The organism is Paraliobacillus sp. X-1268 (assembly GCF_003426095.1).
Lineage (GTDB): Bacteria > Bacillota > Bacilli > Bacillales > Amphibacillaceae > Paraliobacillus_A > Paraliobacillus_A zengyii.
Genome location: NZ_QJSK01000001.1, coordinates 755,084 through 777,068 on the forward strand (window position 1 = coordinate 755,084; position 21,985 = coordinate 777,068).

General features: G+C 34.6%; 24 protein-coding genes. 7 read left to right on the plus strand and 17 right to left on the minus strand.

Going from position 1 to position 21,985, the window contains the following annotated elements; genetic code table 11:
- Window positions 1–193: 193 nt before the first annotated feature.
- The 16 genes from D2K62_RS03835 to D2K62_RS03910 form a co-directional block, all read right to left on the minus strand.
- Entirely contained in the window at window positions 194–577 is a 384-nt protein-coding gene (locus tag D2K62_RS03835) for a DUF302 domain-containing protein (RefSeq protein ID WP_112180595.1), read from the minus strand.
- Window positions 578–607: 30 nt separating this feature from the next.
- Window positions 608–838: a sulfurtransferase TusA family protein gene (locus D2K62_RS03840; protein WP_112180594.1), complete on the minus strand. Its 231-nt coding sequence runs from the start codon at window positions 836–838 to the stop codon at window positions 608–610.
- Window positions 839–877: 39 nt separating this feature from the next.
- The gene (locus tag D2K62_RS03845; RefSeq protein ID WP_112180593.1) at window positions 878–1,174 is read right to left on the minus strand and encodes a rhodanese-like domain-containing protein; all 297 of its coding nucleotides are present in this window, start codon (window positions 1,172–1,174) and stop codon (window positions 878–880) included.
- 25 nt (window positions 1,175–1,199) lie between these two features.
- Window positions 1,200–1,679 (minus strand): DsrE/DsrF/DrsH-like family protein, encoded by a 480-nt coding sequence (locus D2K62_RS03850; RefSeq protein ID WP_112180592.1) that lies wholly within the window; start codon window positions 1,677–1,679, stop codon window positions 1,200–1,202.
- Window positions 1,680–1,755: 76 nt separating this feature from the next.
- Window positions 1,756–2,538, minus strand: a complete 783-nt coding sequence (locus tag D2K62_RS03855; protein ID WP_112182687.1) for a sulfite exporter TauE/SafE family protein — start codon at window positions 2,536–2,538, stop codon at window positions 1,756–1,758.
- Between the two features lie 38 nt (window positions 2,539–2,576).
- The gene (locus D2K62_RS03860; RefSeq protein WP_112180591.1) at window positions 2,577–3,704 is read right to left on the minus strand and encodes an MBL fold metallo-hydrolase; all 1,128 of its coding nucleotides are present in this window, start codon (window positions 3,702–3,704) and stop codon (window positions 2,577–2,579) included.
- A 12-nt stretch (window positions 3,705–3,716) separates the two neighbouring features.
- The gene (locus tag D2K62_RS03865) at window positions 3,717–4,022 is read right to left on the minus strand and encodes a rhodanese-like domain-containing protein (RefSeq protein WP_117160998.1); all 306 of its coding nucleotides are present in this window, start codon (window positions 4,020–4,022) and stop codon (window positions 3,717–3,719) included.
- Window positions 4,023–4,314: 292 nt separating this feature from the next.
- Window positions 4,315–7,095, minus strand: coding sequence for an EAL domain-containing protein (locus D2K62_RS03870; protein ID WP_117160931.1), 2,781 nt, complete (start codon window positions 7,093–7,095; stop codon window positions 4,315–4,317).
- 164 nt (window positions 7,096–7,259) lie between these two features.
- Complete coding sequence (mnhG, locus tag D2K62_RS03875; RefSeq protein ID WP_112180589.1) at window positions 7,260–7,601, minus strand: monovalent cation/H(+) antiporter subunit G; 342 nt, start codon at window positions 7,599–7,601, stop codon at window positions 7,260–7,262.
- A complete protein-coding gene (locus D2K62_RS03880) occupies window positions 7,582–7,863 on the minus strand; it encodes a Na(+)/H(+) antiporter subunit F1 (protein WP_112180588.1) in 282 nt (93 codons plus the stop codon). Before D2K62_RS03880 ends, mnhG begins: the two co-directional genes overlap by 20 nt.
- Window positions 7,863–8,339 (minus strand): Na+/H+ antiporter subunit E, encoded by a 477-nt coding sequence (locus D2K62_RS03885; RefSeq protein WP_117160932.1) that lies wholly within the window; start codon window positions 8,337–8,339, stop codon window positions 7,863–7,865. The genes D2K62_RS03880 and D2K62_RS03885 overlap by 1 nt, the downstream gene beginning before the upstream one ends.
- Window positions 8,340–8,363: 24 nt before the next feature.
- Window positions 8,364–9,857 carry a Na+/H+ antiporter subunit D gene (locus D2K62_RS03890; RefSeq protein WP_112180586.1) on the minus strand — a complete coding sequence of 498 codons (1,494 nt, stop codon included), beginning with the start codon at window positions 9,855–9,857 and terminating at the stop codon, window positions 8,364–8,366.
- Window positions 9,850–10,188: a Na(+)/H(+) antiporter subunit C gene (locus D2K62_RS03895; RefSeq protein ID WP_112180585.1), complete on the minus strand. Its 339-nt coding sequence runs from the start codon at window positions 10,186–10,188 to the stop codon at window positions 9,850–9,852. Before D2K62_RS03895 ends, D2K62_RS03890 begins: the two co-directional genes overlap by 8 nt.
- The gene (locus D2K62_RS03900) at window positions 10,188–10,610 is read right to left on the minus strand and encodes a Na(+)/H(+) antiporter subunit B (RefSeq protein ID WP_112180584.1); all 423 of its coding nucleotides are present in this window, start codon (window positions 10,608–10,610) and stop codon (window positions 10,188–10,190) included. Before D2K62_RS03900 ends, D2K62_RS03895 begins: the two co-directional genes overlap by 1 nt.
- Before the next feature lies 1 nt (window position 10,611).
- A complete protein-coding gene (locus tag D2K62_RS03905) occupies window positions 10,612–13,029 on the minus strand; it encodes a Na+/H+ antiporter subunit A (protein WP_112180583.1) in 2,418 nt (805 codons plus the stop codon).
- Between the two features lie 288 nt (window positions 13,030–13,317).
- On the minus strand, window positions 13,318–15,015 hold the full coding sequence (locus tag D2K62_RS03910) for a methyl-accepting chemotaxis protein (RefSeq protein ID WP_112180582.1): 1,698 nt from the start codon (window positions 15,013–15,015) through the stop codon (window positions 13,318–13,320).
- A gap of 228 nt (window positions 15,016–15,243) precedes the next feature.
- On the opposite strand from D2K62_RS03910, the gene D2K62_RS03915 reads away from it, so the two are divergent.
- Complete coding sequence (locus D2K62_RS03915) at window positions 15,244–15,579, plus strand: thioredoxin family protein (protein ID WP_112180581.1); 336 nt, start codon at window positions 15,244–15,246, stop codon at window positions 15,577–15,579.
- 118 nt (window positions 15,580–15,697) lie between these two features.
- Complete coding sequence (locus tag D2K62_RS03920) at window positions 15,698–16,246, plus strand: CotY/CotZ family spore coat protein (protein WP_232827954.1); 549 nt, start codon at window positions 15,698–15,700, stop codon at window positions 16,244–16,246.
- Window positions 16,247–16,298: 52 nt separating this feature from the next.
- Here the strand turns inward: D2K62_RS03920 and D2K62_RS03925 are convergent, their stop codons facing one another.
- The gene (locus tag D2K62_RS03925) at window positions 16,299–16,997 is read right to left on the minus strand and encodes a CBS domain-containing protein (protein WP_112180579.1); all 699 of its coding nucleotides are present in this window, start codon (window positions 16,995–16,997) and stop codon (window positions 16,299–16,301) included.
- 199 nt (window positions 16,998–17,196) lie between these two features.
- Between D2K62_RS03925 and D2K62_RS03930 the strand changes: the two genes are divergently transcribed.
- The 5 genes from D2K62_RS03930 to D2K62_RS03950 all read left to right on the plus strand — a co-directional run bounded on the left by D2K62_RS03930 (window position 17,197) and on the right by D2K62_RS03950 (window position 21,925).
- On the plus strand, window positions 17,197–17,979 hold the full coding sequence (locus D2K62_RS03930; protein ID WP_112180578.1) for a formate/nitrite transporter family protein: 783 nt from the start codon (window positions 17,197–17,199) through the stop codon (window positions 17,977–17,979).
- Window positions 17,980–18,909: 930 nt separating this feature from the next.
- Window positions 18,910–19,239: a PadR family transcriptional regulator gene (locus D2K62_RS03935; protein ID WP_117160934.1), complete on the plus strand. Its 330-nt coding sequence runs from the start codon at window positions 18,910–18,912 to the stop codon at window positions 19,237–19,239.
- A complete protein-coding gene (locus tag D2K62_RS03940) occupies window positions 19,239–19,910 on the plus strand; it encodes a DUF1129 family protein (protein ID WP_117160935.1) in 672 nt (223 codons plus the stop codon). The genes D2K62_RS03935 and D2K62_RS03940 overlap by 1 nt, the downstream gene beginning before the upstream one ends.
- 79 nt (window positions 19,911–19,989) lie before the next feature.
- The gene (locus D2K62_RS03945; RefSeq protein WP_117160936.1) at window positions 19,990–20,469 is read left to right on the plus strand and encodes a PH domain-containing protein; all 480 of its coding nucleotides are present in this window, start codon (window positions 19,990–19,992) and stop codon (window positions 20,467–20,469) included.
- Window positions 20,462–21,925 (plus strand): PH domain-containing protein, encoded by a 1,464-nt coding sequence (locus D2K62_RS03950; protein ID WP_232827955.1) that lies wholly within the window; start codon window positions 20,462–20,464, stop codon window positions 21,923–21,925. Before D2K62_RS03945 ends, D2K62_RS03950 begins: the two co-directional genes overlap by 8 nt.
- The last annotated feature ends 60 nt before the right edge of the window (window positions 21,926–21,985 follow it).

Consider the following 21,985-nt stretch of genomic DNA (forward strand, 5'->3'; position numbering starts at 1 on the left):
TTATACAGTTTTTTTTACATGATTCAAGTCTAACTTTACGATCAAATCGTTCGCTATAATTCAAACGTTTTCTGCACCAGTTTGCTTTGTTGTTTTTACTTTTTTTGCTCAGCTAAAAGAAACGCTCCATGCCAATGCATGAAGCGTTTCAACTTTCACTTGAGCAAAACAGTGAATGAATCCACCGCTTTTATTATATACTCTTGTCTATTGCACGAATCAACTTATCTTCTATTTCTTTTGCTAATGCCACTAATGCTTCCTCTTCTACTAAATCAATTAATGCTGTTGGTTTTGGCATACCGATTTTTGTCTTACCTGTATCTTGATATAATACAATTTTACATGGTAAGAAGTAACCAACCAATTGATTTTTAGTTAAAAGATTAGCGGCTTCCTTTGGATTACATACTTCTAATACAAGATAAGGTTGTTCAAAATCAATTCCTTTATTGTTTAACGTTTCTTTAATATCAAATTGCCAAAGGATACCGAACTTCTCTTCTTTTAAATTCACCTCTAAGGCTTGTACCGTTTCTTGGATTGTTTTATTTGATTCTACCGTATAATGAAACAATCTAATCTACCACCTTTCTCTTGCGTAATATTATTCGCCTTTTTTAATCCAAAATTTAAGAACGTCGCCTTCATCTGTATCTTTTACTAATGCATGTCCGCCTGATTTAGCCCATGCAGTTAAATCACTCTGTGAACCTTGATCTGTTGCATGTACTTCTAAAATATCCCCAGCTTGCAAATCTGCCATTGCCTTCTTAGTCTTTACGATTGGCATTGGACAAGCCAAACCTTTTGCATCTAACACTTTTGTACTTTCCATTTCTAATTCCTCCTAATTGTTTTTACACTTTTATAGTTATTACTCTACTTCACCAGGCCAAGCAAGCATGCCACCTGTCATATTCGTTACATCATATCCTTTTTCAGTTAAAAATTGTCCTGCGTTACCACTTCTAGCACCAGAACGACATATCAAGTAGTAATGTTTATTCTTATCTAATTCATCCATCCGTTCTTCAACTTCGCCTAATGCGATATGTTTTGCTTGTGGGATTTTCCCTTCTTCCACTTCAAATTCCTCACGAACGTCAATTAAGTTTACTTTCTCTTTGTCTGCTATTTTATTTGCTAGTTCTTCTGCCGTAATTTCTTTCATTATTTACACCCTCCATTAATTATAATTAGATAAACAAGTTAACGTTACCCTCTTGGGCATCACCGATATATGCGGCAACCCCTCCATATTCTAGTTCGTCTAGTAACTCTTCTTTCTGTAAGCCTAATAAATCCATTGTCATCGTGCAAGCAATTAGCTTGACGTCTTGCTCTTTAGCCATATCAATTAAGTCTGGTAATGGCATCGAATTATGCTTTTTCATTACTTGCTTAATCATTTTTGGTCCCATTCCCATGTAGTTCATTTTTGATAAGCCCATTTTATCAGCACCTTTAGGCATCATTTTGCCGAACATTTTTTCAAGGACACCTTTTTTAACAGGAACGTGATTTTCTTTCCTTAGTGCATTTAGACCCCAAAACGTATGGAATATTGTTACTTCATGATCGTATGCCGCTGCACCATTTGCAATAATGTAAGCTGCCATTGTTTTATCATAATCTCCACTAAATAAGACAATTGTTGTTTTTTTTGTTGCTCCCATATAGTTATCCTCCTATTCTTACTTATTATAAATACTTATACGTGTACAGGTATTTAATTGACTATAAAAAAATAGCTTAATTATCTAAAATATCCAACCAAATCTTTATTGCGGTTCCTGCAATTAATACCGCTAAAATAATTTGTAATAGTTTTGCATTTGTTTTTTTACCTGTTTTAGCACCAAGTGGTGATGCTAGTATACTGGCGACAATCATAATAACCGCTGGCATATATTCCACTTGTCCTGTTGTGACTTTCCCAATTGTCGAACCGATCGATGAAATAAAGGTAATTGCTAAAGATGAAGCGATTGTCATTCTTATTGGTATTTTTAGGACACCGAGCATAATGGGTACAAGTAAAAATGCGCCTGCTGCACCAACAATACCAGCTCCAACTCCGACAATCAGTGCTAGAAATGCTGCCAACGGTTTGTTGAATGTAACGTGATCAAAAGGAATGTCATCCGTTCCCTTTTTCGGTATAAACATCATCACAGCAGCAATTAAAGCGAGGACACCGTAAACAAAATTAATTGCTTCACCTAGCATTAGTTTTGATCCATATCCACCTATTAAACTACCTATTAAAATGCTCACTCCCATATAGATAATTAAATCTTTATTTAAGTAACCACCTTTACGGTATGCCCATACGCCACCAATCGTTGCAAAAAGAACTTGCACTGCACTTATACCCGATACTTCATGAGCAGAAAATGCTGTTATTCCAAAAAGTGAAGGTATATAGAGTAACATTGGATATTTTATAATCGATCCACCAATTCCTAACATTCCAGAAAGATAAGACCCAATAAATCCAATTAGAAAAATGACAAGCACAAATTCTATATTCATATCACTAAAAACCATTTACGAATCCCCCCTAATCCCCTTTATCGGATAGCACAGCGATTAGGACCAATTTCCATTTCACGTTGTTTTTCATTATCTGGTGTTACTTTCCCCATATTTGTTTCTCGAATTTCGTGATATGCATTAGGCTGTGGTGGTAAATTTTCCGTTACCATTTTTCTAAACGCATTTTCATTTTCTATATTCAATCCGTGATTTGAAGCAAAAAGATCACCTAGTCTAGCAGCTACTGTGCCATCAGTATTTAATTCATCAATAATCATAAAGTGTGCTGGCAATACGATCAAGTCATCAGACAGCTCTTTGTAGCGCTCATAGAGACTTTCACGCAAATCTCTTACCCAATCCTCTGCCATACCCGCTAAGTCAGGACGGCCTATGGAATCGATAAAGAGGATATCGCCTGTTAGTAAATAATGCTTATCAATAATAAATGAAGTTGAACCAATCGTATGACCGGGTGTATAAAGTGCCTGAATAGCTATTTTTGTTGCACCAATAGTAATAACTTCACCATCTACCAAACCTTTATAATCAAACGTAACGTCTGTTGCATCTTTTGGAGGTAACCAATACGTTGCACCTGTTTGTTCAGCAATCGCGCGCCCTCCTGAAATATGGTCTGCGTGTAAGTGTGTATCCAGAACCTGTGTTATTTTCACACCTTTTTCAGTTGCGAAATCCGTGAATATATCTGTCATTCGTACCGGATCAATCACCACTGCTTCTTTGCCTGAAATGACCATATAAGACAAACAACCTTTTCCAATCCGAACGAATTGATACAATTCTCCACCGTCTTTCAGATCTGAAACTTTAATGGCTTCAAGATGTTCACTCCAAGCTTTCATACCTCCTTTAAGATACGAGGCAGTTAATCCAGCGTTAGCTAACATTTCTGCTACCATTACAGACGAACCTTCTTTTGCACAAACAACTAGTATAGCTTTATCTTTTGGAAGTTGGTCTTCGATACCCTCAACCCCATCAATTAAATCAAAATAAGGGATATTTAAATAAGTGAAATTTTCTCCTTCGATCTTCCAATCCTTAAATGCTTCCTCTGTTCGTACATCTAAAATGAATAATTCTTTTTTATTAATCACTTTATGTGCTATTTCTTTTGCTGTTGTTTCAGTTAATTTCATTTATAAAACCTCCTATTGCCAAGCATTCATGCCACCTCTGACATTCGTCACCTGGTTATATCCTAATTTCTTTAATTGTTTGCATGCTTGCTGGCTTCTCATTCCACTTTGACAAATAATAACTAATTCTTTACCTTTACTTAGTTCAGTCAAAGCTTTTTGTTTCAATTCATGTAGCGGAATGTTTTTAAAGCCCTTAATCTTATTGCCATTAAATTCGTTAACCGTACGAACATCTATCAATTGTTTCTTTTTGTCCTTTAATTCTTTTTTCAATTCTGTTGTCGTAATCATTCGAATTCCTTTCGCAGGAAACATTCGTTTTATTACTAGAAAAGTAAGTAAGATAACGAGACTAACAAAGACAATTTCCACATTTTCCACTCCTTTCAAAATTAACTCTATATACCTATACGGGTATAAAATTAGAGAAATAAAAAGTTCGTCAACATGACATCGACTTACTTTTTATATCATATACCCTACAAGGTATAAATTCAAGTGTTAAATTTAATTTTATTTTTCAACCTAATTACTACCTCCTATAGAAGCTAGTAATTAGGCTTCATCCATTAGACTTTTTATTTAATTATTGAATGTTCTCTGCTAATTAAGAAAAAACAGGTAGTTTTTCTTGATAGATCTTCATCACATTTTTTTCTAATTCATTACAATCAACTGGTCGACTAAACCAATATCCTTGAAAATTGTCACAACCGAGCTTTTGTAGTATCCGAATGTTAGCCTCTGTTTCTGTGCCCTCTGCAACAACTTTTAATCCAAGTGCTCGACTCATCTCCATAATTGCTTGTACGATTGCAAAATCATTTGGATCTTCATGAATACTTCTAACAAAAGCACGGTCGATCTTCAAACAATCAATTGGAAATTTTTTAAGATAGGATAAGGAGGAGTATCCAATACCAAAATCATCTACAGATAGTTGAATGCCTACTGCTTTTAATTGTTTTAAAACCCGCAAAGATAGTGATAAATCATTCATTAACATATTTTCAGTAATTTCAAATGTTAAACGGTTAGCAGGACATTTTGTCTCGGCTAAGATTGCTTTGACTTTATCCACAAAACCCTCTTCTTCCATTTGTCGATAAGAAATATTAATAGAAGCATTACGCTCCTTACCTTGCTTGATCCATTGAACCATTCCGAGACAAACTTCCTTAATAATCCATTCGCTTATCGGGATTATCAAACCGGTATCTTCAGCAATCGGAATAAATTCACCTGGTGAAATCATTCCTAATGTTCGGTGTTCCCAGCGAATTAATGCTTCGACACCGTCTACATTATTATTTTTGACGTTCACTTGTGGTTGGTACAGCAACTTAAATTCATTTCGATCCAATGCGTGATAAAGATCATTTTGTATCGATATCGACGTATGTGTTCCTTGTGATACTTCATCAAGATAGATGTGATAACGATGTTTTCCTTTTTTACGTGCAGTTTGTAATGCCCATTCAGCTTGAAATCGCATCGTATCTGCTGATTGATCGTTATAATAGACAATTCCAATACTAACGGTCGCGACAAATTCTTGGACATGATAATGCCATGGACCTTCCAAAACTCGTAAAAGCCCCTTCACTTGTCGTTTTAATTCATCTAGATCAGGATACGCTTCTAATAACACAGAGAATTCGGATTCACCAGTACGAGCGATCATGGTTACAGCTAACGACCTTTTCATGACATCTGCTAACTTAGTTAACACTATTTCTTCCGCGCCACCACCATATAGACTACGAATTTCTTTCATTTGATCAAAATCCAACAACAATAAGTTAAAAGGCTTTCTGTTGTTTATTGTTGTTTTGAGCGTCTTTTTAAAATAATAGTTATTTGGTAATTGTGTTAGCGGATCATAATATAATAGACGATTTAATCTATTTTCATATTCCTTTCTCTCGGTAATATCACGCGCTACTAGCAATATTTTAGTTTGTTGTTCTTCACTATCATAAAATTGACTTCCACTAATATCTAATGAATGCCAAGTATCATTAATTGCTTTAAGCTCAACTTCAATCGTATCTGGTCGGCCATATTCCCTTAATATTTCAATAAAAGAAGTTAAGCGACTCAATGATTCTTCCGTTAATGCTTTCTGTACATCGACAAATTTATCAACAGCTCCAAGTAGACGAACATTCGATGGGGAAAAGTATTCTACTTTTAATTGTTCATCTAAGAGACAAATCATATCGGAAGAATTTTCACCAATGAGACGATATCTTCGCTCACTTTTTTGTAGTTTTTCATTATATTGCACATTTTGCATTGCCATTGCGAAAATCGATGAATAACTCTCGAGTACACGTAAATCCAATTCAGTAAAGGGTAAATCAACCTGCTTATACACCTTAAAGATACCTATTGTTTCTCCTTCTTTTGTTTTTATTGGTGTGGACCAAAACGATCGGTAACCATTATTTTTTGCTATTGGCCAAAATGCTTTAAATCTCTCATCTCCTAAAATATCCTCAACTACAAGTGTTTTTTTAGTAAATGTTTCTATCTTTTCTTTATCGCCTAGCTTATCGCCAAAGAAGTCATATACAACTTTTTTAAACGATTCAGTTACTAATGTGGAAGCGAATAATTGATATGTTTCGTTATCCTCATTCATTCGAAGAATAGTACATGGCACGTTTAAATGTCTTTCAATCGTTTGCGTAAATTGCGAAAATATCTCGGAATGGTTTGTAGTCGAGAGCATTGTCTTTACAAAATCTAATTGATTTTTAATTAAGATTGTTTGATTCTTTTTCTCTGTAATATCGTTTTGAATACCAGTAAGGTAGTTCAATTGGTTATTGTCATTAAATATCGGTGTAATTTTTAATTCATTCCAAAAAATCGATCCATCTTTTTTGTAGTTTTGTATTTCTAATTGAATCGACTCTTTTTTGATTAAAGCCTGTTTGATTTTATCTTTTGATTCCTCTGAGGTAGCTTTCCCTTGTAAAAAACGAGGGTTTTTACCAATCACCTCGTTACTTTTATATCCGGTGACTTTTTCAAAACCATCATTTACATAGACAAGTGGATTGTCATTCTTTGAAGGATCGGTAATCATCATACCTGAAGGAGCTTGTTCAAACAAATGACGAAATCGTTCATTTTCGCTAATTACCTGAAAAAGCACTTGTTCTTTCAACAGTCGATGATCTATTTCATCTTGAAGCTTTTTGACTAATTGACGAACCATGAAGAACAATAAAATGGCAGTAGCTAAAACATATATGAAACCTTTGTACGTTTGAATAATTGTTTCCTGTGAAATCGATTGCAATAAATAATCAGAAAAAACAATCCATAGTGTTCCACTAATTAGATATATAGCACTTATTCTTAAAGCAGGTTTCATCGTGCATACACACTCCTTTGACAAACACGCATAATTTCTAATGATTTGAATAGTAGTAAATTCGTTTTACCTCCTTATTTATTCCCTTTAAGTTGAACATTAACACTTTTAAACAATAAAAAGGCCTGCTAAAGGAACTAGTTACCTTTTAGCAAGCCTTTTAGTTAATTTTTTTCTTTCAATGCATCCTTCAAATCATCTCTCGTATTATGTTTCCATATTGGTACTTTTGTATGATAAGCGGAACGTGCCATCATAAAACCGGAAATGGGGGCTGTAAGAAACACAAAAATAATTGTTAATAAAATCTTCCCGCTTATACTATTCTCTGCAAATACAAAGAATAAGAATACACCGATCATAATGCCAATAACACCTAGTGTTGCAGCTTTAGTTGCTGCATTAATACGTGTATATGCATCAGGTAAACGTACAATAGCAATTGCACCTAACAGCATAAACAACGCACCAAGTAGTACAAAAAAACTAATTATTATCTCTGTCAATTACAACACCCCCTTCCATATACTTCGATAAGGCTATTGTTCCTACAAAAGATAAGATACCCAATACTAATACTACATCTACGTATACTAACGTATGTTGAATGATCATTAACATACCAACAAAACCTATCATAGTTACACCTAATAAATCTAAAGCAACAATACGATCAAAAATAGACGGTCCGATAATCATTCGAATGAAACATAATACGATGGCAACAGATAACAACATTAATACGATCCAAGCAACCGTTTCTAGCATTATTCTGTCACCTCCAGAATCCCTTTTTCAAAGGTGGATTTTATACCTGCAACGACAGCTTCTTTACTGTCAATATCTAAGGTATGAATATAGAGCGTTTTTTGATCATCTGAGAAAGCCATTACAAGTGTACCTGGTGTCAATGTTATCAGGCTTGCTAACAGCGTTACTTCTAATCCCGATTTTAATTCTGTTGGATAAGCGATGATCCCAGGATTCATTTTTAATCTTGGTGTTATAATAATTCTTGCAACATCAATATTTGCTATTACCATTTCTTTTAGAAAAAGTATAACTAGTTTAGCAAAAGCGATAATTTTAGAGAAATATATATCAAATTGAAGAAAGCGTCGGAATAAGTATAATAATAAAACACCTATCACATATCCAATAAGAAAGGATGAAAAAGTAAATTGACTTGTTAATAACATCCATATTAACGCTATACTAAGGTTTAATAAGATTTGTAAAGCCATTGCACTACCCCTTTAATTCATGATCTATTTTGAACCTAAGACCGCATTTACATAATTAGCTGGATCTAGAATTTGATCAGCAACACCTAGTGAGTATTGAAATACTGGTTCCGCGAAAAATCCTAAGCAAACTGTTAAAGCTACTAATGGAATAATAGGACGTAATAAGGAAAACATTTCTTTCCTATTTACTTTTTCAACTGGTATAGTTGGTTCTCCCCAAAATGCATACATGAAAATTTTCATCATAGAGAACAAGGTTAAAATACCAACAACTAATGCCACAGTAACAATCACATAACTCTGTTCTTGTATAGCTGACAAAATCAATGCGAATTTACTGAAGAACCCACTAAGTGGCGGAATACCAGCAAGAGACATAGCTGATATAAAGAAAAGCCATCCTACCCATGGATGAGTTTTTAATAAACCACCCATTTTCTTCAAATCTGTCGTTCCAGTAATTTTTTCTGTTGCTCCGGCAAATAGAAACAATGCAGATTTCACAATAATGTGATGTGCAATATAGTAAATAGCACCTGCTAAAGCTAATTGCGTGTAGATGCCTAATCCCATTACCATGTAACCAACTTGACTAATGATATGGTAAGAGAGGATTCGTTTGAAATCAAATTGCGATACAGCACCAAGGACACCAAAAAACATCGTAGCGCCAGCAAGTGCCAAAATAATAGTATGTGTAAACCCTGTATTATGAATGAATATTAATGTAAACATTCTAATGATCGCATAAATACCAACCTTCGTTAGTAAACCACCAAATAACGCAGAGATTGCTGCTGGAGGTCCGTAATATGACTTAGGTAACCAAAAATATAGTGGAAACAAGGCGCCTTTTGCCCCAAAAACAAACAAAAAGACGATCGCAATAACATTTAGAATGCCTTCCTGTCCCATTACTTGAACGCGTTCAGCTAAATCAGCCATATTTAATGTTCCGGTTGTTGCATATAACAATGCGAGTCCCACAAGGAAAAACGCAGATGCAACCATATTCATCACAACATATTTAAAGGATTCACGTAATTGATACCCGGTTCCACCGTGAACAATTAATACATAAGAAGCGATTAACATTACTTCAAAGAAAACAAATAAATTGAATAAATCACCAGTTAGAAATGCGCCATTCACACCTGTAAGTAAGAAAAAGTAGAATGGATAAAAGTAAAATTTCTCTCGTTCGCTATGAATCGTTTTAAATGCGAAGAATAAACAAACCACACCAACTATGCTGGAAAGTAAAACCATCATTGTCGCTAACATATCTGCTACTAGCACAATACCAAATGGTGCACTCCAATCCCCAACTTCTAGCGTGATGATTTGGCTTGCATCGACATATACGATATAGCCTAAGTATATCGCTACGCCTAATTGTGCTATAGCTGCAGTTCCAGCGATCACACGTTGTAATTTATGTTTTTTTGCAAAAAAGATTAATAGCGTGCCAATAAACATTGGCAGCAATATTGGCAGCATTAAAAAATTACTCATCTGATCTTCCCCTTAATTTATCTAAATCATCGGTTTGATGTACTTTATAGGTACGATATGTCATTACTAATAATAATGCTGTCATACCAAAGCTAATAACAATTGCTGTTAAAATTAATGCTTGTGGTAACGGATCTGTGTAACTAGAAGCCTCTTCACCTAATAGCGGAGCTGATCCGACACCAAGTCCACCCATCGTTAAAATGAGAAGATGCGCACCATGTGAGATCAGTACGGTACCTAAGACAACACGGAATAAACTTTTTGTTAAAATTAAATAAGTTGCAACTGAAAACAATATACCAATTAATACGACAATTAAAATTTCCATTAGTCCTCATCCTCCGCAATCGTTGTAATAATTAATAGAGCTACACCAATCACGACGAGAAATACACCAATATCAAACACTAATGCAGTCGTTAACTCTGTTTCACCAAGAATAGGTAGATTTACGTATTCAAAGAATTGGGTTAAGAAGGGATAACCAAACAACGTACTGCTTACTCCTGTCCCCATTGCAATGAGTAATCCTGTACTTATAAAATACGGATAATAAAATGGTAACACTTTCTTGATTGTTTTTAGATCAAAACTAATGTACAACAGTACAATCGCTGATGCTGTCATCAACGCACCAATAAAACCGCCGCCAGGATTACTATGTCCAGCGAATAAAAGATAAAAGGAAAAGGAGAGTACAATGAAAACTGCAATTTGCGTAATTGTATGCAAAGATAAATTATTTTTCATTTTAAACATCTTCCTTTCCACTCATACGTAATTTAATTAATGTTACAACACCTAACGCAGCAATCCCCAATACTAGAATTTCTAGCATCGTATCAAGACCACGAAAGTCAACTAAAATGACGTTAACAATATTATCTCCACCGCCAAGATCATGCGCATTATCGATATAATATTGGGAGATAGACTCAAATGGTTTTTTATTTCCAAATGACAAAGCACTTAAAGCCATGACCGTTACCAACGCACCAACACCAACTGAGATAATAACATTAACCCATTTAAATGTTGGTTTAGACTTTTCTTTTCGTAATTCCGGTAAATGATAGAAACAAAGCAAGAACAATGCAGTTGTTACCGTCTCAACTAATAGTTGAGTTAACGCTAAGTCTGGAGCACGGAATAAAACATAAAATAGAGAAACTAAAAACCCGACAAAACCAACAGATATAATTGCAACCACCTTGTTATTTATGAATGGTACTACTATGACAGCTGCTGTGACGACAGCAACCACAAACCATACATAAAGAGGAATTGGTGCAACATTTATTGTATCAATTGCAAAAGCATTAAATCGATACATCGTATAGAAGGTTAACCCAAGTAAGAAGACATACATGTATACAAAATAATCACGTAACAATCCTGTTATTTGGATATTTGTAATTTTAGCTGCAACAACAACCAACTTCTCTAATAAGTAGTCATAGGCATAGTTGACTGGATCTTTTTGATGCAAGCGTAAATACTGGTATATTTTTTGCCATTTTGGCAGTGTTAAATAAAGCAATAAACCAACTACAATGATACCAATTGTCATATGCAATGGTGCATAATCGATTCCATGCCATGCTGAAATATGAATATCAAAATGTTCCACTCCAGTTAAGGAAGCTGGATAAATCGCTTGAACTGCTGGTTCAATGATACTGTGTGACAATATGTTTGGAAATAGACCAAACAAGACAACAAGACTAGCTAAAATAATTGGTGGGATTAACATACCAATTGGTGCTTCGTGTGGCTTTTTTTCTAATTTTTCAGGCTGATATTTACCTGTGAATGTTTTAAACACAAGAACCATACAGTAGATAAAGGTAAACACACTTGCTACCCAAGCAATTACCGGGAATAATATACCAAATGTTTGCATATTAAAGTCAGCAATTTCGGTAGCGTTTAACATTGTAGCTAAGAACATTTCTTTACTTAAGAAACCATTAAACGGATAAATTCCTGCCATTGAAAAAGCACCAATAATCGAAAGGGTGAAGGTAATTGGCATAAAGGTCATTAAACCACCCAATTTCCGAATATCCCTTGTGCCTGTTTCATGGTCAACAATACCAGCAACCATAAATAAACTACCTTTAAAGGTCGAGTGGTTAATCAAGTGGAAGATCGCAGCAACTGTTGCAGCGGTATAACCAGCTTCATAACCGTAGTATGCAGCAGCAGAGCCAACCCCTAACATACTCATAAGCATTCCTAATTGACTGATCGTTGAGTATGCTAAAATCGATTTCAAATCTGTTTGTCGAACTGCGTTAAATGAACCCCACAGTAAGGTTAATAGACCAACACCTGAAACGATCCAGAACCATTCAGGGGCACCTGAGAAAACAGGACTTAATCGAGCAACAAGATAGATGCCCATTTTAACCATTGTTGCAGAGTGCAAATATGCACTAACTGGTGTTGGTGCTTCCATCGCATCCGGTAACCAAATATGAAATGGAAACTGTGCCGACTTGGTAAATGCACCTAGAAGGATAAGTAACATAGCAGGGATAAACAAATTACTAGCTGCTACAACGTCTGCTTGTGCAATAATTTCAGTTATTGTAAATGTTCCTGTCATAACATATAACAAGGCGAAACCAGCGAGCATTGCAAAACCACCGGTCACGGTTATGAGCATTGACTTCTGTGCACCATAACGGGATTTCTCTCTGTGATGCCAATAACCAATTAATAAAGATGATGACAAACTTGTCAGTTCCCAAAATACATACATAACCATTAGATTTCCAGATAATACAACACCGAGCATCGCACCCATGAACATTAATAAATAGAAATAAAAATTATGGAGTGCTTCCCCTTTTTTGGTTAAATAGAAAATGGAATATAAAACAACAAGTGCACCTATTCCCGTAATCAATAACCCAAACAGTAAGGACAAACCATCTAAACGTATATCAAAGTTTATACCGAGTGACGGTACCCAAGTTAATTTCCTAACAACAACTTCACCTGCTGAAAGTGTCGGAATAAAACTTATTAGATAGGCAAATAAAATAGTTGGTAAAATTAAAACAAACCAACCCGTGTGAATTTTTGGTATTTTGTTGTACAACAACGGCACAATTAATGCAAATAAAAACGGTACGATAATTGCAATATGTAATGCAGACAAGTGTCTAGACCTCCTCAAATTAAAAACGTTTATTTTTCATAAAGTAGTAATCGATTATTTTATGAATCCTCTTTATATCAAACAATATAAAAAAGTATACATGATTTATTTTTCACTAGCAATTAGTTAACATGCATATGCATTGCATTTTAGACTTCATTATTAAATATGAAGAAACACAGCATAAAAATCTTTTATTTTTTTTTATGTTTTTTCATTACGCAACAATGTAAGCGTTATGCATTACATAAATAAACCCGATCAGCAAGCTGATCGGATTTTTGAAACTTACAATTTAAAACGAGCAGTAACTTTATTTAAACTATCCGCTAGTTTTGCTAATTTACCTGAACTATTTGCAACTTCTTCCATCGATGTACTTGTTTGTTCGATCGAAGCTGCTGTTTCTTGAATTCCTGCTGCTGATTCTTCCGAAACGGAAGCAATTTCTTCAATTGCATTATTCATTGTATCACTATTTTGGTTTATTAATTCTAAATTATTCGAAATATCACGAATACCTGTAGCCATACCATTTAATTCACTGTGCATCTGTTTAAATGTTTCTCCAGTTGAAGTAACTTGGCTCATACCTTTTTCAACTTCTTTATGCCCACCTTCAAGCGAAGACGTTACTAATTTAGTTTCTTTTTGAATATTCCCTACTATGCCTGTAATATCCGTTACAGAAACGCCAACTTGCTCTGCTAACTTACGAACTTCATCCGCAACAACTGCGAACCCTTTTCCATGTTCACCTGCACGAGCAGCTTCAATTGCTGCATTTAAAGCTAATAAATTTGTTTGCTCTGCAATGTCTTTGATAACACTTACTAGTTTTGAAATTTCTTTTGATTGCGTATCCAATCCTTTAACCTGATTAACTGCTTCTGTCACAACATCAAATATCGAACGCATTTGCTCAATCGAGCTATTCATTGATTGACTACCTTCTGTTGTTAACGTAATGACTTGTTGTGAAGCTTGATATACATCTTCACCTTTCTTATTAGCATCTTGAATTTTAGTTGAGAAATCTGCCATTGAACTCGCAAGGTCTGTTGTTGTATCAGCTTGTGATTCAGCACCAGATGATAATTCTTCCATTGTCGTAGCAACTTGATCACTTGCTTCTCGCACCTCATTAGAAGATTGTGTCAGCTCTTCACTTTGACTTGCGACAGCTCCAGAAACTTCTTGAATTTCAGCAACAATTTCTGTTAAATTCACTTGCATTTGATTCATAGCCTCAATCAACTGGCCAACTTCATCCTGTGAAGTAACTTCTAACGGTTCTATTGATAAATTACCACTCGCAATTTCATTCATTTGTTCATTAACACGCTTAATTGGCTTCGTAATAATTTTAGCTATAAATAATGCAATGATTACAGCAATTATGAAAAGTGTTATACCAATAACAATACCTACTGTACTGTTTGCTTTATTTTGAACTAAAAGCTCATTACCAGCTTCTCTAATGAGGTTTTCTCTTGTTTCTACTAAAGAAATAAAACCCATTACAATTTCTTGTCCCATTGGCTCTACAGTACTTTTAAAATACGCCTGTGCTTCTACTTCATTTCCTTGATCATATAATGTAAATACATTCTCTTCAATTAAAGCTCGCCATTCCTTGCTAGCAGCAATCAACTGTTTTAATTCATCTGAATCGCTATAATTTAAGGCCTCTTCTTGTAATGCAACACTTTCTTCAGTAAGTTGATTAAACAAATCTTTATATAGTGGATCCCCATATAAAAAATATGCACGTGCAAATCCTGTTCGTTGAACTATATTAAATTTTAATTGCTCATCTGCAATTAATAATGGCAATTGATGATCTGTAATATCCTCTGTATCTGTCTGCATAATATTTGAAGAAATAATATTATAAGCACTATAACCAAAGATTAATACGATAATAATTGAAAAACCAAGTAAAATTTTAGTTCGAATCGATTTAAATTGTGTTAATTTCTTCATTTTATACTCCCCTTTATTTTTATATTAATTTGTTTTGTTTTGACTTTACTATTATCGGTCGCGATTTATAAAAATGTATAGTTTTTTAAATGTTTTTCTTTCTTTTTCGACATATAATCGACAAATAACTATTTTTATGTACTTTTATAGAAATTATGATAAACTATCCCCATCTTTTTTAAGACAAATTTAGCATACCTAAAATACAGAATAGGAAAGGAATAGATCATGACTACATTTCAGATAATTAAATCTATCAACAAACTAGATCACTTTATTAACCAAAATAACCTAGCTTTTCTCTATATTTCAAAGCAGAATTGCAGTGTTTGTCATAGTTTATTACCGCAAGTAGAAGCTATTATGAGAAGGTATCCAGAAATCGCACTTGGACATGTAGCGGTGGATCAATTGCCTGAAGTTGCTGGCAAGTTTTCTATTTTCACTGTCCCTGTTCTACTGTTATTTGTAGATGGAAAAGAATATTTACGAGAAGCAAGGATCGTCCAACTTGAATTGTTTGAAGAACGATTACAGAAAATCTATCAGGGGGTAACCGAATAGTTTTATTATATTTAGACGCAGTCATTATCCTATTTTTATATTTACTAGATATCTATCTCAATCCTTTCCTATTCTATTGCGTATAGTAAAGTATCTTCAATAGAAGGGAGGAATTAACTTGAGTACTAATCTAAATACAGAATTTGATCAATGTGTATGTGACATTGTCCAACAAATTGTCCATGCACAAGATGAAGTTGCGAATAATAATAATCATTGCGTAACGAGTTGTGAACAGTCTATACAACAATTACTTTCACCACAAACACAAACGGTAAATGGTACTAATACAACGATACCTTTCATTCTTTATTGTCAAGATTGTAAACCTTTTATTGGTAATGGTGTCTTTCAAGATGAGCTAGGAAAGTCAGGCAACACTTATTTTGGGTGTGTCGAAACACCTATCTTCCGCGCGAAGAAATTTGTCGAAGGTAGTGAATGCTGTGTCAAACTAGAACTATTACTTCCAGTTACAGCTGGTGGATCTACTCCATGTCCGGGTGGTCGTGATGTATGTGATTATTTCCCTGGTAATAGTATTAAAGATTTCCAATCTACCGGTATCTGCATAACAGTAGATTTAAATTGTTTTTGTAGTATCACTTGTCTTGATCCAATTACTCCTCTTCCTGTTTCTTCATTTACTATGCACGAAAAAGACTAAGTTTATTTTTAATAGGGCGCTCTACTTGAGCACCCTATTAAAAATAAACTATTTAAGGGATCTCAATTAAATCTTTTGATGTAATCATACCTATTAACGTTTCTTCTAGCTTACCATTTTCCGTGATCAGCAATGCGTCAAGTTGTTTTGTTTCTTTTATTTGCTCTAGGAAATAGTGCTCGGCTTGATATATACTCATTGATTTACTAATGAACTTATAATTGTGTGCTCTATCATCATCTTTTATGACCTCATATGCTGCGGTTTGAAATAAATGATCTGCATTTCCTTTTGCATGTCTCGCTAACCAATGCGTGATACCTTTATCTGTTAACAAGCCAATGAATTCCTTGTCACGATAAACAGGAAATTGGGAATAGTCTGTTTCGCGGATAACCTGTAAAACATCATTTAAAGTAGCCTCTGCTTGAATTTGACGCATTTCCTTAAAGAACCTAGGTATTACTAATTCTGGTGCAGTCAGCTTCTCTTTTATTTTTTCCATTCTTTCGACTACATCATCGTGTGGCTCCGCAATCGCATAATTGGTATCGGTTCGTTCATGAATAATAGCATTCCGTAGCTCTGCATATTCTAATAAATCGTCTTGATACCGATCTACTATCGCATTTGACCTTTTTAACAATTGAACAGATCGATAAAAAGAAAGGTGTCTTTTTTCATTAATTGCTTTATCAAAAAAAGCTTCAATTTTATTAAAAGCAATAATAAATCGTTCCGAGTTTTTCATTAACTTGTACTCCTCTCAGTAGAACTTTATTTGCTTACACTTTACACGTCAGAAACAAAGAAAACAAATACTGTGTGTAAAATCTCAGGTTGATGGTTGAACATATGTACAAATAGTTGTATGATAAAATTGTATAATACTTCACAGACTTTGGAAAAGAATAAATGACATAAAATTCTATAGGTTTTCAGGTGATAAAATGGAAATGGAAGCATTAAAACAAGTTGAAGAACTAGCATTAAAGAAGCAAAAAACGTTTCAACATAGTCGTTTGATCTATCTCATTCGGGCTGCATTGGCAAGCATGTTTATTGGTTTTGGTGTTATTGTTGCCTTTAAAACAGGAAATTATTTTTATCTTGAAGGTTCTCCTTTTGCTTATCCTTTGGCCGCTATTACATTTGGTGCTGCGATTATTTTAATTGTTTATGGCGGTGGAGATTTATTTACAGGTAATACGTTTTATTTTACGATAACAGCTTTAAACAAAAAAATGCACTGGATAACTGTCTTCCGTATGTGGGGAGCAACATATGCAGGTAATATTATTGGTGCAATTGGCTTTGCGATCTTTATTTATGCAACTGGTCTTTTTGCAGATAGCTCTGTTAATACATATTTACTGGATGCGGCAGCCAAGAAAATGCACATTCCTTTTTGGGAACTCTTTTTTCGGGGAATATTGTGTAATTGGCTTATCTGTCTCGCCTTTTTCATTCCGATGAAAATGAAAGGAGATGGCGCAAAATTATTTACAATGATGCTTTTCGTATTCGGATTTTTCATTTCTGGGTATGAACATAGTATTGCAAATATGTGTACATTTGCGATTGCATTAGTATTAGACCATCCTGATACTATTTCTATTAGTGGTGCTATTTTTAACTTAATACCTGTCACAATTGGTAACATTATTGGTGGACATTTCTTAATGGGTTGGGTATATCATTATATTAATAAGCCCTATATGGACGTGAAATAGCAGTAAAAAATCTCGTTACGTTCACTATCAAAATAGGATACAACCGACTAATAGTAAAGAGGTCACACAAATTGTGTGACCTCTTTTTTTTAGCTCTTTTCTATCATATTGCTTAGATTTAATATAACTAACTCAACTTACTCAGTTAAAAATTAAACGCTAATCGTTTGCTGTATTGTGTTTGGATTATATTTATTCTATTACGTACATTCTTTAAAAAGGTCTGATTTCTAAAAGGTTGTTGTCAATGAAAGAATTAACATAGCAATTACCTTTTACCAGAGTATATATCAACTGTGACGTAACATTTTGGTCTTACTCGCTACGCAAACAAATGCTTTCCCTTTCCACGGGCACGGCCTCAGCTAACTTAATAAAGCAAATGTTTTCGGTGGGCCCCGAGTAATCGCAGGTCCAAAGAACGCTTTATTAAGTGGATCTTCGGCTCGTGGGATTGCGATTACTCATCCCATCAAAAACATTCGCTGTTCCCGTAGGAGTGTCAAGCATTTGCTTCCTTCGCTAATTAGTGGAACTATTTTTAAGCGTAAGACACAGAATCAATCGAAATATTTTCAAGAGACTAATGACTAATGTGTTTATTTGTAGTTCATAAAATGTGTAAAGACAAAACTAGCGGATCAAGTGAAATTGGCGACACTCCTGCAGGAAGGAACAGCGTGAGCTGAGGATCCACTCGGAAAGCGTACTGTGCTTATCCGAGTTAGCTGAAGCCGTGCCTGCGGAAAGTGAGTCAATTTCATTTGAGGAGCGGGTAAGAACTTTATGCCTCTTACCACAGAGTTCTACTTATTCAATGTTACTTCTAAAAATAAAAAGAGCATATTCCACTACTATGCATTGCAAGTTAGCGAAAGACATGTTATGCTATTATGTATAACAAGTTACTGATAAAGGCAGATGATTTTTTTGGCAATTCGAAGTCAGTTATATAAAGGAATTTTAGAAGGATGCATTTTAGCAATTATTTCACGACAAACAGTCTATGGTTACGAATTATCGATTAAATTGGAAGAACAAGGCCTAGAAGTCAGTGAGGGGTCAATTTATCCAATTTTATTACGTTTACAAAAAGACAAATTAATTGCCGGTGAAATGCGTAAATCAGTTAGTGGTCCTAATCGAAAATATTACACCTTAACAGAATCAGGAAATGTTGCACTTAAACTATTTAAACAGAATTGGGAGATGATTAAATCACCCGTTGATCAACTATTAAAGGAAGATGGTGAATTTTGATGCACGTAAAAGAATTAATTGAAGAAAACAATCAAAAACGTAAACAGTTAAATAAAGAAAACTTATATTATTATGAAGAAATGCTTGTATATATTCGTCTCTCCTTTGATAAATCCGAACAAGCAACAGAAGAAATATTAACCGAGCTATTAGATCATTTACTAACAGCACAGGAACATGGACGTTCAGTAGAAGATATCTTCGGTGATAATCCGAAACAATATGCAGATGAGATAGTAGGTGAATTACCAAAAATGGTTACGAAAGAACGAATTACTTTTGTTAGTACTGGAATTTTATCGTTTTTAGCTGCACTTATTTTTGCATCTAGTATTATTAGAGTTGTTTTATTTTATATCTTTGGGATTGGTGAAGCACTTAGAACTACCTATCTTCCATCCATTCTGATACAAGGTATCCTTTCCGTCTTGCTGGCTTTATTATTCATTTGGCTATGTGTTCAATATCTACGTTGGAGTGCATTTAAAAAGATTCACAAGGTGAAAGAGTTTTTTATTCTCTGGCTAGTTGGTACAATTTCGATAAGTACTTTGTTTGCTGTCTTTTTTCTTATTCCTGATTTTGGTATCCCAATTAACATACCTTATTGGGTTCTTCTTATCGCAAGTCTAGGTTTATTTCTTATTAATTGGCGTTTGCTAAAAAAATAAAAGTATCGATTAATGAAACGATTTACCTTTTCCTTCCGTATATATAGTAGACTACTTTTTCTAGAGAGGAAGATATTTTTTGAGACAATCACCAAAAGAGCGGATTGCAGAAGATGCGATTAAAGCTTGGCAATTAAATGCTACATTAATGGCACTCATCCCACTTATTGTTACAATTACTTTATTTGTTTTAGCTAACATTTTTTCTTTTTCTTATTGGTACGCAATTGGTTTATTGGTAGTAACAATAGTAGAAAGCATCATCACTATTTTCCTTATTCCGAAGATACGTTGGAACAGGTGGCGATATCAAATCTATGATCAAGAGATTTATATTCAACATGGTATTATTATTGTCACGCGTACACTTGTACCGATGATTCGCGTCCAACACGTCGATACTAAGCAAGGACCAATTTTAAAAAGGTACGGTTTATCAAGTCTAACGATTTCAACTGCAGCAACAACACATGAGATACCCGCATTACTTGAAGAAGAAGCATCCGCATTACGCGATCAAATTTCTGAATTAGCGAGGGTGGAGCAAGATGATGTCTGAAGCAAAAAGACTGCATCCAGCGGCAATTATTTTTCGTGCAATCAACACGATAAGACAATCTATCTTTGGCTTACTTCCGATTATTTTAATAGCTTCTAATGATGGATTCTTCAAGTATGTCATACTAGGCGTTATCGTTTTAACTATTGTTTTCATCGTTTTGAACGTCATAGGTTGGATGAAATTCACTTATCAGCTTGACGAAGATCAATTACGGATTGAACAAGGTATTTTCATTCGTAAAAAACGGACGATTTCTAAAAATAGAATTCAATCGATAGATCTATCACAGAATATCATCCACCGTATTTTCGGATTAACTAAAGTACAAATTGAAACGGCTGGTAGTGATCAAGATGTTGATGCGGCACTAAGTGCGGTTACATTTACGGAAGGTCAATGGTTGCATGATCAATTAAAAGCAAAGCGACCTACTGCAACTAACAGTGAAGAGAAACTCGTTGAAGAAGACACAAAGCCTGAGGGCGATTATCCATCTCGAACAATTTCATTTCGCAAATTATTTATTGCAGGATCAACATCAGGAAGTTTTGGAATTATTTTAGCTTTACTAGCTTTTCTTTCATCTCAAGTTGAAACACTTATTCCAGATAAATTCTACCAAGAAACAACCACTTGGCTTATATCACAAGCGATTGAAACAATTGTGCTATTATCGATCCTATTCTTTATTGGCGTTTGGCTAGTTGGTATATTAGGTACGATGATAAAATATGGAAATTTCACAATTACGAGATATGAAGAGGAGTTATATATTACGCGCGGATTGTTAGAAAAGAAACAGACAACTATTCCGTTGAAACGTATTCAAGCTGTCGGTATCACACAATCTATTATTCGCCAACCGCTAGGGTTAGCAACTATTTTTGTAGAGATAGCTGGTGGGGAAACAGATAAACAAGAAGGAACAAATACGATACTGTTTCCTCTATTAGGAAAAAATAAGATACACGACTTTTTAGATGAAATAATTCCGGAGTATAGTAATCTGCCTGAGAACTATACGCCCTTACCAAAAAGGGCATTACCATACTATCTTTTACGTTCAATTTGGATTCCCTTACTTGCATCAATTGCTGTAGGGATCTTCTTTATCGATTGGATATGGATTCCACTTATCGTATTAGCTTTATCTATTCTGTTAGGTATCCTGACTCACCGCACAACTGGTTTCAAGCTTACCGAATCCATGTTAACACTGCAGATGCGTCAGTTATCAAAAGAAACAATTATGCTAAAGCAAAAGCGTATTCAAGCTTTTGAAAAGAAACAGCACATACTTCATCGCAAACAAGGGCTGGCCACTTTAAAAGGCTCTATCCTTAATAATTTTTTTGGGAGAGACTATATATTAGCTGAGCTTGAAGAAGAGGATGTCGATCGAATTGCAGATTGGTATTCTTATAATAATGATCTCAAAAAGCCAACAAATTAGAAGTAAGCAAGTCGAGAAGATGACATTTCTGAAGACTGCAAGAAAGAGCCAACGAAGAGG

Excerpts from the sequence above, each read along its gene's own strand:
- D2K62_RS03930 (WP_112180578.1), top strand. The coding sequence starts at position 17,197 with ATGGAAATGGAAGCATTAAAACAAGTTGAAGAACTAGCATTAAAGAAG.
- D2K62_RS03840 (WP_112180594.1), bottom strand. The coding sequence starts at position 838 with ATGGAAAGTACAAAAGTGTTAGATGCAAAAGGTTTGGCTTGTCCAATG.
- D2K62_RS03915 (WP_112180581.1), top strand. The coding sequence starts at position 15,244 with ATGACTACATTTCAGATAATTAAATCTATCAACAAACTAGATCACTTT.
- D2K62_RS03925 (WP_112180579.1), bottom strand. The coding sequence starts at position 16,997 with ATGAAAAACTCGGAACGATTTATTATTGCTTTTAATAAAATTGAAGCT.
- D2K62_RS03940 (WP_117160935.1), top strand. The coding sequence starts at position 19,239 with ATGCACGTAAAAGAATTAATTGAAGAAAACAATCAAAAACGTAAACAG.
- D2K62_RS03950 (WP_232827955.1), top strand. The coding sequence starts at position 20,462 with ATGTCTGAAGCAAAAAGACTGCATCCAGCGGCAATTATTTTTCGTGCA.
- D2K62_RS03855 (WP_112182687.1), bottom strand. The coding sequence starts at position 2,538 with ATGAATATAGAATTTGTGCTTGTCATTTTTCTAATTGGATTTATTGGG.
- D2K62_RS03870 (WP_117160931.1), bottom strand. The coding sequence starts at position 7,095 with ATGAAACCTGCTTTAAGAATAAGTGCTATATATCTAATTAGTGGAACA.
- D2K62_RS03900 (WP_112180584.1), bottom strand. The coding sequence starts at position 10,610 with ATGAAAAATAATTTATCTTTGCATACAATTACGCAAATTGCAGTTTTC.
- D2K62_RS03910 (WP_112180582.1), bottom strand. The coding sequence starts at position 15,015 with ATGAAGAAATTAACACAATTTAAATCGATTCGAACTAAAATTTTACTT.
- D2K62_RS03845 (WP_112180593.1), bottom strand. The coding sequence starts at position 1,174 with ATGAAAGAAATTACGGCAGAAGAACTAGCAAATAAAATAGCAGACAAA.
- D2K62_RS03885 (WP_117160932.1), bottom strand. The coding sequence starts at position 8,339 with ATGGCTTTACAAATCTTATTAAACCTTAGTATAGCGTTAATATGGATG.
- D2K62_RS03865 (WP_117160998.1), bottom strand. The coding sequence starts at position 4,022 with ATGTTTCCTGCGAAAGGAATTCGAATGATTACGACAACAGAATTGAAA.
- D2K62_RS03890 (WP_112180586.1), bottom strand. The coding sequence starts at position 9,857 with ATGAGTAATTTTTTAATGCTGCCAATATTGCTGCCAATGTTTATTGGC.
- D2K62_RS03860 (WP_112180591.1), bottom strand. The coding sequence starts at position 3,704 with ATGAAATTAACTGAAACAACAGCAAAAGAAATAGCACATAAAGTGATT.
- D2K62_RS03850 (WP_112180592.1), bottom strand. The coding sequence starts at position 1,679 with ATGGGAGCAACAAAAAAAACAACAATTGTCTTATTTAGTGGAGATTAT.
- D2K62_RS03880 (WP_112180588.1), bottom strand. The coding sequence starts at position 7,863 with ATGCTAGAAACGGTTGCTTGGATCGTATTAATGTTGTTATCTGTTGCC.
- D2K62_RS03895 (WP_112180585.1), bottom strand. The coding sequence starts at position 10,188 with ATGGAAATTTTAATTGTCGTATTAATTGGTATATTGTTTTCAGTTGCA.